Source organism: Bacteroides sp. AM37-9 (assembly GCF_003603455.1).
GTDB lineage: Bacteria > Bacteroidota > Bacteroidia > Bacteroidales > Bacteroidaceae > Bacteroides > Bacteroides xylanisolvens.
In genome coordinates this window covers 42648-55480 of the sequence record NZ_QTNF01000026.1, presented here as the reverse complement: position 1 = coordinate 55480, position 12833 = coordinate 42648, and the positions used below count along the sequence as shown (strand labels likewise).

Below are 12833 nucleotides of genomic sequence, written 5' to 3'. Positions count from 1 at the left end.
AGAGAGCTGTAGATTAAATGTTTACAGCTCTCTTTTGTTTTATATGTAATGTGATTTATTTGAACCCGGACTTTATTACAGTATTTCTCTAATCTTCTCGCGGTTACCCACAATCCAAACGAGATCTCCTAATTGGAAAGCCGTATCTTTATCCAGAGGGATCAATTCATTATTCCGTTCAATAGCCACAACGATACCGTCGTACTTTTCTCCCAAATGAGACTGTGCAATGGTTTTATTTAAGAAACGGAATTCGTCATCTACAGTGAAAGAGTGGAGAGTCATCTTTTTATCTACTGCGTCCGTATCTTTTGTATTTTTTACATCTTCTATTCTATTTCTGAACTCCTGCAATTGCATATCCGTACCGACTACAATCAGTTTATCCTGCGGATAAATAGGTTCAGAACTTTTCGGAATGTATATATTCAAATCACCACGCGTGATTGCAACCACATTCACTCCAAAATTTTGCCTGAATGAAAGTTCTCCTAAAGACTTGCCGATGTAATCGGAATAAGGCGATACTACGACAGACGTCAAATCAAGGTCCTTGTCATTGAACTCGCTATTGAAACTTGTTTTTAGCGGGTGTCGTTTTTTAGCAGCCTCTTCCCGTCGGTTAAGATTGGCTAGGAATCTCGTTTCCAATCGTGAATATTGCGTGAGGTCTTCCCTAAGAATAAGAATCAATGCCACAACAGCTATGGCAATAATCACACTTATTCCCCAGTTCAGCTTGAAATAGCTGATAACTACGCTAGTGATAAAGAAAAGAGCAACAGATACCCGGCCTAGAACGAGAGAAACCAGTCGTCCGTGATTGTAATTCTCATCTCTCCATAGCTTCAGGAATAATTCGGAAGAGTTGTATTTGTTGGAGATGAGTGCCCACAAAAAAGGAGTCATAAGCAAAAGGGTACCCAGACACATCACCAGATTAATCCATAGGGTAACAGGAGCAAACATTTCACTGATGGCGGGATAAATGATTTGTATAGACAGCAGCCAGATAGCAGTGAGCAATACGCTATAAATAATAACCCTGCCAATCATGTTTTTTAGTAATTTCTTCCAGTCACTATCGTGGTTCATGGTTTTCTTGCCGGAAGCATAACGATCTAATGTCTCCTGTACTTTAGTAGGCAATATTTTGTAAAGCCATTCGGCAAAAGGGTTGGCTAAACGGATAAAATAAGGAGTCGTGAAAGTGGTGATAACAGATACAGCCACAATAATAGGTGAAATAAACGGATCGAGCACTTTGAGCGAAACACCCAGTCCGGCAATGATGAAAGCAAACTCTCCAATTTGTGCCAGGCTGAATCCGGATTTGATAGAAGTGTTCAGTGGCTCTCCGGATAAGAGTACGCCAAATGAAGAGAAAATGGCTTTACCGATAATGGTAACCAGAGTAATGATGATAACAGGCCAGGCATATTCTACCAATACCGCCGGATTCACCAGCATACCGACTGATACGAAAAAAATAGCTCCGAAGAGGTCTTTTACCGGTTGTATGATATGTTCGATGTGCTCGGCTTCGATGGTTTCGGCAAGAATAGATCCCATGATAAATGCACCTAACGCCGTTGAAAAGCCTGTATAGGTGGCCAATACCACCATTCCCAGACAAAGACCGATTGAAACAATCAAAAGCGTCTCATTATTCATCAGCTTCTTTGCTTTTTTAAGAAAAGCCGGAATAACGAAAATACCGATGAGAAACCACAGGATTAAAAAGAAAACGACTTTGAGAACACTAATCAATAAGTCTTCACCCACAAAGTCCTGACTTACCGTCATTGTAGAAAGAAGTACCATCATTAAAATGGCAATCAGGTCTTCCACTACCAGAGTACCGAATACGATGCCCGTGAAACGCTGGTTGCGTAACCCCAAATCATCAAAGGCCTTGATGATAATTGTGGTAGACGACATAGACAACATTCCCCCAAGAAAGATGGAATTCATTGTGCCCCATCCTAACAATTGTCCTACCAGAAAACCTATGAGCAACATACTGACGACTTCGGTGGTGGCCGTAATAAAAGCTGTGGAACCTACATTCATGAGCTTTTTAAAACTAAACTCCAGTCCAAGTGCAAAGAGCAGGAATATAACACCTATTTCCGCCCATATATTGATATTTTCGATATCTCCCACTGTGGGGAAAATATTTATATAAGGCCCCGCTAGTAATCCGGCAATGATGTAACCTAAGACTAAAGGTTGTTTCATCCATTTGAACAGCAAGGTTATTACACTGGCCGATATTAATATCAGCGCAAGGTCGGCAATCAAAGTTGGTAAATGTGACATTTAGTGATGGATTTATTCATTTTTTTCTTCCTGATAGTTAGACAGAAAAGAGCCAAGGGACATGGATGTTCAGCTCTTTTCTTTTTCGAGAGTGTCGGCAGTCAATTATTCATTATATTGTTTTCCTCTATAAAAAGAGGGAAACAATATAATAGATAGCTGCTGCCAGGAGTCCACTGACCGGAATTGTAAGAATCCAGGCAGTCATGAGACTTTTTGTTATTCCCCAGCGAACGGCAGAGAGGCGTTTAGTTGCACCTACTCCGATGATTGCACCTGTGATAGTATGTGTTGTACTAACGGGGATTTTCAGCATTTCCGTAATGTAGAGAGTGAAAGCACCGGCTGTTTCGGCAATTACTCCTTCCAATGGGGTTACTTTGGTGATTTTGGTTCCCATTGTCTTTACTATTTTCCAACCTCCGGACATGGTGCCGAGTGAGATAGCGGTGAAGCACGAAAAAGCAACCCAGTCGGGAAGGTCATTGATGCTGTTGATACCCATACCCAATCCCATAGAATGAGCGGCTATCATGGCAGCGGCAATAATACCCATTACTTTCTGTGAGTCATTCAATCCATGTCCGACGCTGAAGAGGGCGGAAGAAACGAGCTGCAACCTCTTAAACCAGACTTCAGCTGTATGAGGATGTGCACGGCGGCAGATGTAAAGCACAAACAGAGTGAAACCGAAAGCAATCACCATTCCGATAAAAGGAGCCAGAAAGATGAAAGCTGCAATTTTAAGAATGATATTAAGTTGAATTGCTTCAAACCCGTTTGCCATAATGGCAGCTCCTGCAAATCCTCCGATAAGCGTATGTGAGGATGAAGACGGGATACCTTTCCACCATGTTACCAGGTTCCAGGTGATGGCTGCTATGACTCCTGCCAATATAATAGGTAAAGTGATATATTGTTCTACCACCGTTTTGGATACTGTATTGGCAATACCGAATCCGCCTATGATGTATTTGGCAATGAAAAAAGCAACGAAATTGAAGAAAGCAGCCCATAGTACAGCTTGAAAGGGGGTAAGCACCCTGGTAGATACGATTGTAGCTATTGAGTTTGCTGCATCGTGAAAGCCGTTGATATAATCAAATATCAGAGCCAGAATAATGATAGTCACTAATAATTCCATGTGTTCCGGCTTACTTTATGCGTACTTTACAATCAGGTTTTTCAGAATCTTGCCTACGTGCTCTGCGGCATCGGTCGTTTTCTCCAGTTCATGCATGATTTCCTTAATTTTGATAAGTTCAATGCAATCCTTTTCTTCTTCGAAAAGTCTAGTGATAAAGAACTCATATACATCGTCTGCCTGGTTCTCTATTTCGTGTAGTTTCGTACAATATTCCCGGAGGAAAGTCGGTTTCTTACGGAATGTTTCAAGTTCATCCATGGCTTTACAGATGTAGGTCGCTTCTTCCTGAATCAAACGGCTTAATTCTTTGCCACTTTCCGAGATAGGACGGGGATTGTAAATAGAGATTCGTTTGGCACAACTATTTATTCCGTCGATGACGTCATCCATGCAGGAAGCTAAGTCATGAATATCTTCACGGTCGAAAGGAGTGATGAATGTAGTGCCCAATTCATCAAAAATCCGATGCGTCAGTTTGTCCCCTTCACGTTCCAGCTCTTTGATTTTCTTGTAGTAGTCTGCACGTTCTGTTGGTGAGTCATGTTGCAAGCTTTCTGTTAAAACAACGGATGCCTCACAAAGCACTTCTGAAAGTTGTTTCAGCAATGGGAAAAATTTGGGCTCTTTTGGAGTAAACCGACTAAAAAAAGAATTTTTCATAAGTGTAAAAACTTTAAATTGTTTTTTCTTCTCTATTTATATTAGTAACAAATGAATACAGATTATAGTTTGGTGTTTTAAGACTTTAGTTTGGCCCGTACTACCTCTATGATTGCAGGCAATATAGAGATGAATATGATGGCAACGATCAGCAGTTTCAAGTTCTCTTGTACAAACGGAAGGTCTCCGAAGAAATAACCGGCGTAGCAGAATATGCCGACCCAAGCCGCACCACCCGCTAAATTATACATCATAAAATAGTAATAGTTCATCTTTCCCATTCCTGCTACGAAGGGGGCAAACGTGCGTACTATCGGGACGAATCTGGCCAGAATAATTGTTTTCCCACCATATTTCTTATAAAACTCGTGTGTCTTCTCCAGATGGCTTTGTTTGAATATCTTGGAATTGGGATTATTAAAAAGCTTTCGACCGAAGAAATGTCCGATCATGTAATTGCAGGAATCGCCTAATACGGCAGCGGCAAATAAAATGATAACGAGTATATGCACACTGATAGGCATGTCAGGTAAGGCAGAAATAGCTCCTGCAACGAAGAGTAGAGAATCACCGGGAAGAAAAGGAGTGACCACTAATCCGGTTTCACAGAAGATTATAAAAAACAAAATGGCATACGTCCAGGCGTGATAATCACGCACAATCATAACCATATATTGATCGATATGAAGGATGAAATCTAATAAAAAGTCCATTTTATATACTTTGGTTGTTATGGTAAAAAAAGAATGTTATTGGCTTCCAGACCATAGTGAATACTCTTTTTACTCAAATGGAGGATGCAAACCGAAAGTGAGGCATCAAAGACTGGAATAGTCTTATGCCGGAAAAATATAAAATGGCTAAATGAGTATGTGGCCTAATGAATAGATATGATATCTATCAGAATATTTAAAAAGATTGGTATAATATGAAAAACCTGTCCATTGGTTTTGAGGAAGCTGGATCTTCAGAGAGCTTAGTATACGGATAGTGACAGAAGGAATATTGAATCGTAGTATCTTTAAAGGAGAGAGGTGGCGGAAGGAGAATGGATTTAAAACGCCATTATCGTTATTGTAATCTTGCTTTCCGGTGTATTCTTTTGTTTTGACTAGTTTCTGTTCTTTATCCAGCTGTATGATATTAGTTTTGGAGGTGTATGATTTGGTATAGGTTTGTATACTGGTACTACCGGTTTCTAACCGGTATGCCTCCTGTGCTTCATCGGAAATCAGATGGAATCCCCAATTCAGAAATACGCCTAATAGTATACAGAATATGTACTTCATCATAACGGTCGCAAAGGTAGAAACTATTTTTATATGAAATACATATTCACAAGCATAATTAACAATTATAATTGTAGCTCTATCGGGAGGTATTCATTATAGTTATGTTAACTTCTGTTGTTTACAGTGAATACAGTAGTCGTAATGCACAGTTCGCAGTTTTCCGCACTTGGGGCAGGTGTATTTATGATTTTGCCATATTAAGAAGTTTTCTTCTCCCTGTTCTTTTATGAATGTAAGATTCATAATCATACTCATTTTGTATTTGTTTTGGTATCTTGCATCTAGTGCTTTTAATCGTTTGCAAGGGAAATTTGTGCATTCAAAACAATAATACTTTTTCTTATCACATGAGAAAATAATACAGTTTTGGCAACTTTCCCGAATTTTTCCTGTTTTGGTTCTACAACCGGGGCAAGGCTTTTTTATATCTTGAAAAGCATAACATAATGCGCAGTCCATTCCACAAGGTGCGATGGAACTGATTCTGACTGTCCTCTTGAATATCATTGGCGTATAAGTTATCCCGTTAGTGCATAGCTTCTCTTTAGTCTTTTCAAATCCCAGACTTTGATAAAAAGGAATGGCGTATGTGGACGAATTAACAGTCATTTCATCTACCGGACAATCATTGATAGCGAAACAGAATAACTGTTTGCCGATACCTTTGCATTGGTACTTTTTTCGGATAAAGAATAAAGAAAGATGTTTCCCTTCATGCTTCGTCCCCATAATGCCGACCAGATTCTTATCTTCAAAAGCGCCGTAAATCACTAATTCATTCATCAGTTGCTCGCTGGAGATAAAGCTTTTGAATGAATTCAAACCTTCTTCATCGAAGTCTTCCGCTCCGCATTGTATATATACCTCTAATGCTAACGATGCAGCTAGGGCGTATTCGGTCTTGTCTAATTTGCGTATCATAGTGATTGCTTTTATCATTAATTTGCCAGGAAAATTACTATTAATTTCCGGATATGGTATTGAAATCTGATTTCTTTTTCTTTTTTTTGTAAAAGCTGTAGGGTATTTCCGGTTTGAGCGCTCTTATTAGTAGAAACGCAATTTATTTACCTTTAAAAAGCATCAGTATGAAGAATGTAGAAAAACACTTGGTTGGATGGCTATCAGTTTGTTTGCTGCTTTGTAGCTTTCCAGTGTGGGCGCAAGGAGATGCCGGAGATTATCTTACGATCGTTGGTATGGTGAAAGACAAGCAAAATAAAAAAGCTCTGGAGAACGTAAATGTATCGGTGCATGGTAGCAATATCGGTACTGTGACCAATGCGGAAGGAGAATTTGCTTTGAAGATTAAAAAAACGGAAACCCCGCGTGAACTGGACATTTCACATATCGGCTATGTAAATACTCATATCTCTTTGGAGAAAGAAACAGCCGCTAAGTTGACGGTTTGGCTGACGCCTCATTCCAATCTGTTGAATGAAGTGGTGGTGTTTGCCGAAAATCCACGTATGATTGTAGAGAAAGCAATCAATAAGATCCCTTTAAATTATAGTGATAAGCGTGATATGCTGACGGGATTTTACCGGGAAACCGTACAGAAAGGGCGTCGTTACATCGGTATATCGGAAGCTGTGCTCGATGTGTCCAAAACAGCCTATACCAATAGAAATATAAACTATGACAAAGTGCGAGTGGAGAAGGGACGTCGCCTGCTTAGTCAGAAAGCAAGTGACACATTAGCTGTCAAAGTTGTGGGTGGACCTAATCTGGGCGTCACTTTGGATGTCGTGAAGAATAAGGGAGCGTTACTCGATTTTGAAGAATTGAATAATTACGAATTCTGGATGGCAGAATCCATGCTTATAGATAATCGTATGCAGTATGTTATTAATTTCCGCCCGAAAGTCATTCTCATGTACGCTTTATTATATGGTAAATTGTATATCGATCGTGAACGGTTGTCATTCACCCGTATAGAAATGAGTCTGGATATGCAGAATAAATCGAAGGCGACCACCGCAATTCTGTATAAGAAACCTCTCGGTTTAAGATTCAAACCGCAAGAACTCTCTTATCTGGTCACTTATAAAGATGTAGATGGAAAAACGTATCTGAACTATATTCGTAACACAATCCGTTTTAAATGTGACTGGAAGCGAAAGTTGTTTTCCACGAGCTATACGGTAGCTTCCGAAATGGTAGTGACCGATAGAAAAGAAGGAGTATTGGAGAATATACCCAACAAAGAAGCCTTCAGCCTGAATCAGATATTTTATGATAAGGTAGACGAATACTGGAATCCTGACTTTTGGGGAAACTACAATATCATCGAACCTACGGAATCTTTGGAGCACGCAGTGGATAAATTGAAAAAGCAATCGAATTGAAACAGGGATAGTTTTCTTATATTTGAGGTCAATCATAAAGAAAAGCAAGTATGCTGGATGAACTGCTCATACTAAAAAAGATAAAGGAAGGTGACATAAAAGCGTTTGAGGAACTCTTTCGCCGTTACTATTTTCCTCTTTGCTGTTATGCGGCAGGCATTACCGGGCAGATGGCGGTAGCGGAAGAGATTGTAGAAGAGCTTTTCTATGTACTTTGGAAAGAAAGGGCGCGCTTACAGATTTTCCAGTCCGTTAAAAGCTATCTGTACAGGGCGACTCGCAATCAATCTTTGCAGTATTGTGAACACGAAGAAGTTAGGAATAGATACCGTGAAGCAGTATTGAACACTTCCAATCCGGAGCAGTCGACAGATCCTCATCAACAGATGGAGTATGAGGAATTACAGAAATTCATAAATAACACTCTTGAAAAGCTGCCAGTCCGCAGACGACAGATTTTTGAGATGCACCGTTTGGAGGGGCGGAAATATGTGGAGATAGCGACACAGCTTTCTCTTTCAGTAAAAACAGTAGAAGCTGAAATGACAAAAGCCCTCCGGACATTACGAGAAGAAGTTGAAACTTATATTCACATGAAGTGATGAAAACAGAAATTTATAAAATAAAGACAGATCAGGCATGGAACCGATTGTATAATCGCCTGGACAATGACCGTTTACTTGCGAAAGTTGATGAAGGCCGTTCTATACGCAAACATTCACAATGGATCAGATACGGAGCAGTTGCCGCCGTTTTGATAGGCGTCGTCTGGGGAGCTTTGTATTGGATGACCGGTTCTGAAAGAGAACCGGCACAGAATTTTCTTACACAGGAAAATCAAGGCATTTCGACTTTGGCAACGACTCTTGAAGACGGTTCTGTGGTACTTTTGGCAAAGGAAACCTCCTTATTATATCCGAAGCATTTTATTGCTGATAAACGGGAAGTGAGTTTGCAGGGAAATGCTTTCTTCGACGTAGCAAAGAAGCAGGGACAACCCTTTTGGATTGATACGGAACAAGCTAAAATTGAAGTTTTGGGAACCGCTTTCAGTGTACAGAGCGATGAACATGCTCCGTTCCGTTTATCTGTACAAAGAGGGATTGTGAAAGTTACTCTAAAAAAAGGAAATCAGGAATGTTATGTAAAAGCGGGAGAGGCAGTAGTGGTGCAATCGCAACGATTAGTCGTTCTCGATGCGGATAAAGAGAATGAAGAGTGGGGGAGCTTCTTTAAACACATACGTTTTAAAGATGAATCTTTGGCGAACATTCTGAAAGTGATGAATCTGAATTCGGATAGTTTGCAGATTCAAGTGGCTTCACCTGCATTAGAGGAACGCAGGTTGACGGTTGAATTTTCTGATGAGTCTTCTGAAGTCGTAGCTACTCTGATAGCTAGCGCATTCGGTCTGCAATGTGTCCGGCAAGGGGATATTCTTTTGTTATCAGAATAAAACTCATTTAAACTTGAGAAAATGAAACAGGCTTATCGCTATCTATCCATTCTATTCATGCTCTTTTTCGTAGTCGATACGATGAGAGCGGATGGGGGCGATGTATTGGAACGGATAGTTCGGCTTCCCAAGTCAAAAGGCACTGTTTATTCATTATTAGGTAATGTCTCCCAACAGTCGGGATATATGTTTATTTATGACAGTAAAGTCATTGATAATGATGCTGTCGTGAAGATAAAGGGAGGAGAACGATCTATTCGCCAAGCAGTGTACGATATAGTAGGAGATAGCAGTTTGGAGTTTCAGGTGATTGGCACTCATATTCTGATTACTCTCCCTTCGGAGAAAAAGATTCATATACAACAGGATTCCATTCCGAAGCAGCCTATGAACTTTTCCATTACCGGCACTTTGCTGGATAAGGAGACGGGTGTGCCCATCTCTTCAGCTACTGTTGGAGTGAGGGGGACATCTATCGGCAGCATAACAAATCAGAATGGAGATTTTAAACTGTCCTTACCCGATTCTTTAAAAAACGATTCGATTACCTTTTCTCATATAGGTTATCTTTCACAAGATATAGAGTTTACTTTGTTGATTGGACGGCACAATATACTTAGTCTCGAACCTAAAGTGGTTCCTTTGCAGGAAGTAGTGATTCGTCGAAGTGAACCAAAGAAACTTTTGCGGGAAATGATTGAACGGAGGGAACAGAACTATTCGCATACTCCCGTGTATCTGACTACCTTTTATCGTGAAGGAGTTCAGTTGAAAAACAAATTTCAAAACTTGTCGGAAGCAGTGTTCAAGGTTTATAAGACATCCTCACATTCTGCAGTGCCGGATCAAGTGAAGCTGTTGAAAATGAGTCGGCTAAGTAATGTGGAAGCGAAAGATAGCTTATTGGTAAAAGTGAAGTCGGGAATTCAGGCTTGTATTCAGATGGATATCATAAAAGATATGCCCGAATTCCTGATTCCCAGTATCGAGAATAGCATTTATACCTATACTTCGGAGGGCGTGACATTTTTAGAAGACCGGTTTGTAAATGTGGTGCATTTTGAACAGAAAAAAGGAATCAGTGAACCTCTTTTTTGCGGAGAACTATTCCTTGATTCTGAAACGAGCGCCTTATTGCAAGCCCGTCTGGAAGTTCATCCTGTATATGTGAAAAATGCGGCGGGTATGTTCGTCGAAAGGCGCGCACGCAACATACGCATGATTCCTCAAAAAGTGGTATATACCATTTCTTATAAACCGTGGCAAGGAACTTATTACATACATCATATCCGGGGCGATCTTCATTTCAAAGTGAAACGTATAAAAATGCTGTTCGGCAGTCGTGATCTTCATATCTGGTTTGAGATGATTACTTGCAAGGTGGAAACCGGACAGGTAGTCGCGTTTCCCCGTACAGAAAGATTGCCTACTCGTACAATCTTCTCCGACACATATTTCAAATACGATGAGAACTTTTGGAAAGACTTCAATGTGATCCCATTGGAAGAAGAAATCAGCAAACTAATAGAAAAAATCTCTTTGAAGATAGAAGAAATAGGAGATTGATTTATTTTGCCATTCAACAGGATTGCTGTACCTTTGCACCCGGTTTAAAAGATTGTATGTTATGGAATTACCGAAAGATCCGATGATGTTGTTCAGCGTCATCAATATGAAGTTGCGCGACTGCTATTCTTCACTTGACGAACTTTGTGAAGATATGAATGTGAACAAGGATGAATTAGTGAATCAGTTGAAAGCCGCAGGCTTTGAATATAGTGCGGAACACAATAAGTTCTGGTAATTATCTCCTTGTTTACAGCTTATAAATAGAGTATTTCTACTAAAAACATAGTGACGCTATCCGGCAAAGATAGTGACGGTATGAGACAACGATACCGTCACTATCCCGAGCATATAGCGTCACTATAATTTTCTACCTTCATCAAAACGTCATCAGGAATCATGCGTTTATTCCTATCGTATATACCGACAATGATTTCCGCCAGTTCTCCCTCTCTTGTTAATAAAAGCAAAATACCAAATCTCCTATTTAACTTCGTCAGTCTTCCGCGTTCTAACTAATAAAGTTCAGAAAAAGAATTGATGATAAACGAGAATAAAATTCGTGAAGCTTGTGCCTCGAATCGCGAACGGGGATTCAAGATGCTGATGGACTCTTTTCAGATGCCGATATATAATTATATCCGTAGACTGGTTGTATCTCATGAAGATGCGGAAGATGTGCTTCAGGAAGTCTTTATCCGGGTATTCCGGCATATCGATCAGTTTCGCGAAGAAAGTTCATTGTCAACCTGGATTTACCGGATTGCGACGAATGAGAGTTTACGCTTGCTTAACGGACGTAAAGATGAGGGAGTTGTTTCCGCAGAAGATGTTCAGGAAGAGTTGATGGGTAAGTTGAAGGCTTCCGATTACATTGATTATGAGAATGAGTTGGCAGTAAAGTTTCAGGAAGCTATTTTAAGTCTGCCGGAAAAGCAACGGCTGGTATTCAACTTGCGTTATTACGATGAACTTGAATATGAAGAGATCGCCCGTGTACTGGATAGTAAAGTGGATACACTAAAAGTGAATTACCACTATGCGAAAGAGAAGATAAAGGAATATATATTAAACAGATAGAACGATGAAAAAGGATTTTGATTTTGATGATATTGGAAAACGGACACCTTACCGTACCCCCGATGGATTCTTCGAGGACGTGCAACGAAAGGTGATGGAACGTGCCGGAGTGAAGCAACAGCGGAAGTCTCATACGAAGCTGATTATTTCTACGGTGATTACCATAGCAGCCGTATGGGTCGGATTTCTGTTTGTTCCGTCTTTGCGACAGGCAGATGAGGTGACAACATCTTCTTCGAAAGTATTAGCCAATGGTACGGAACCGGTAGATAAATGGATTAAAGAACTATCAGATGAGGAGTTGGAAGAGCTCGTCAGCTTCTCTGAAAATGATATATTTTTGAATTAAGTAACTCAATTAATTATTTTAAACGTGAAGATTATGAAGACTAAATTTATTTATGTAATTTTGGCCGTTCTCCTGATGGGAAGCCAGATGACTTTGTCTGCACAGAATACGGATAATAAACAAAAAAAACAGCGTCCTACACCGGAACAAATGGTGCAGATGCAGACTAAACAAATAGTAAATACATTGATGTTGGATGATGCAACGGCAGCTAAATTTACTCCGGTATACGAGAAGTATCTGAAAGAATTGCGTGAATGTCGTATGATGACTCATAAGGCGAGAACAGAGAAAACTAAAGCACAAGGCACAGACGCTAATGCTAAGAAAGAACGTCCGTCCATGACTGACGACGAGATTGCAACCATGTTGCGGAACCAGTTTACTCAAAGTCGTAAAATGCTGGATGTTCGTGAAAAGTATTACAATGAATTCAGCAAGATACTTTCGCAGAAGCAGATTCTGAAAATTTATCAGCAGGAAAAGATGAATGCTAATAAATTCAGAAAAGAATTTGACCGCAGAAAAGGTCAGAAACCGGGACAGGGACACCACCAGGGACAAAGACCTCGTGCTCCGCGTCAAGCCCCGAAATAAAGATTAGGTTTATTTT

At 40.1% G+C, this 12833-nt stretch carries 14 protein-coding genes; 8 read left to right on the top strand and 6 right to left on the bottom strand.

All coding sequences use genetic code 11. The annotated features are described in order from the left end of the window. Positions 1–75: 75 nt before the first annotated feature. The 6 genes from DW862_RS17210 to DW862_RS17185 form a co-directional block, all read right to left on the bottom strand. Positions 76–2322, bottom strand: a complete 2247-nt coding sequence (locus DW862_RS17210) for a cation:proton antiporter (RefSeq protein WP_120069580.1) — start codon at positions 2320–2322, stop codon at positions 76–78. A 127-nt stretch (positions 2323–2449) separates the two neighbouring features. Next, positions 2450–3466, bottom strand: coding sequence for an inorganic phosphate transporter (locus DW862_RS17205; protein ID WP_008644519.1), 1017 nt, complete (start codon positions 3464–3466; stop codon positions 2450–2452). 15 nt (positions 3467–3481) lie between these two features. Next, positions 3482–4129 carry a DUF47 domain-containing protein gene (locus DW862_RS17200; RefSeq protein WP_120069577.1) on the bottom strand — a complete coding sequence of 216 codons (648 nt, stop codon included), beginning with the start codon at positions 4127–4129 and terminating at the stop codon, positions 3482–3484. A 77-nt stretch (positions 4130–4206) separates the two neighbouring features. Further along, positions 4207–4842 carry a DedA family protein gene (locus DW862_RS17195; protein WP_004316898.1) on the bottom strand — a complete coding sequence of 212 codons (636 nt, stop codon included), beginning with the start codon at positions 4840–4842 and terminating at the stop codon, positions 4207–4209. 147 nt (positions 4843–4989) lie between these two features. Further along, positions 4990–5421, bottom strand: a complete 432-nt coding sequence (locus tag DW862_RS17190) for a hypothetical protein (protein ID WP_009040725.1) — start codon at positions 5419–5421, stop codon at positions 4990–4992. 99 nt (positions 5422–5520) lie between these two features. After that, the gene (locus DW862_RS17185; protein WP_120069574.1) at positions 5521–6342 is read right to left on the bottom strand and encodes a GNAT family N-acetyltransferase; all 822 of its coding nucleotides are present in this window, start codon (positions 6340–6342) and stop codon (positions 5521–5523) included. 167 nt (positions 6343–6509) lie between these two features. On the opposite strand from DW862_RS17185, the gene DW862_RS17180 reads away from it, so the two are divergent. The 8 genes from DW862_RS17180 to DW862_RS17145 all read left to right on the top strand — a co-directional run bounded on the left by DW862_RS17180 (position 6510) and on the right by DW862_RS17145 (position 12817). Further along, positions 6510–7769, top strand: coding sequence for a carboxypeptidase-like regulatory domain-containing protein (locus DW862_RS17180; protein WP_120069571.1), 1260 nt, complete (start codon positions 6510–6512; stop codon positions 7767–7769). A gap of 50 nt (positions 7770–7819) precedes the next feature. After that, on the top strand, positions 7820–8371 hold the full coding sequence (locus DW862_RS17175) for an RNA polymerase sigma-70 factor (RefSeq protein ID WP_120069568.1): 552 nt from the start codon (positions 7820–7822) through the stop codon (positions 8369–8371). Then, positions 8371–9225 carry a FecR family protein gene (locus tag DW862_RS17170; protein ID WP_120069565.1) on the top strand — a complete coding sequence of 285 codons (855 nt, stop codon included), beginning with the start codon at positions 8371–8373 and terminating at the stop codon, positions 9223–9225. The genes DW862_RS17175 and DW862_RS17170 overlap by 1 nt, the downstream gene beginning before the upstream one ends. Before the next feature lie 21 nt (positions 9226–9246). Then, on the top strand, positions 9247–10791 hold the full coding sequence (locus DW862_RS17165; RefSeq protein WP_120069562.1) for a carboxypeptidase-like regulatory domain-containing protein: 1545 nt from the start codon (positions 9247–9249) through the stop codon (positions 10789–10791). A 61-nt stretch (positions 10792–10852) separates the two neighbouring features. Beyond that, complete coding sequence (locus DW862_RS17160; protein ID WP_004316890.1) at positions 10853–11029, top strand: DUF4250 domain-containing protein; 177 nt, start codon at positions 10853–10855, stop codon at positions 11027–11029. A 302-nt stretch (positions 11030–11331) separates the two neighbouring features. After that, on the top strand, positions 11332–11871 hold the full coding sequence (locus DW862_RS17155; protein WP_004316889.1) for an RNA polymerase sigma factor: 540 nt from the start codon (positions 11332–11334) through the stop codon (positions 11869–11871). Positions 11872–11875: 4 nt separating this feature from the next. Further along, positions 11876–12220, top strand: coding sequence for a hypothetical protein (locus DW862_RS17150; protein WP_004316888.1), 345 nt, complete (start codon positions 11876–11878; stop codon positions 12218–12220). Between the two features lie 33 nt (positions 12221–12253). Further along, positions 12254–12817, top strand: a complete 564-nt coding sequence (locus DW862_RS17145; protein ID WP_118194771.1) for a hypothetical protein — start codon at positions 12254–12256, stop codon at positions 12815–12817. Positions 12818–12833: the final 16 nt, after the last annotated feature.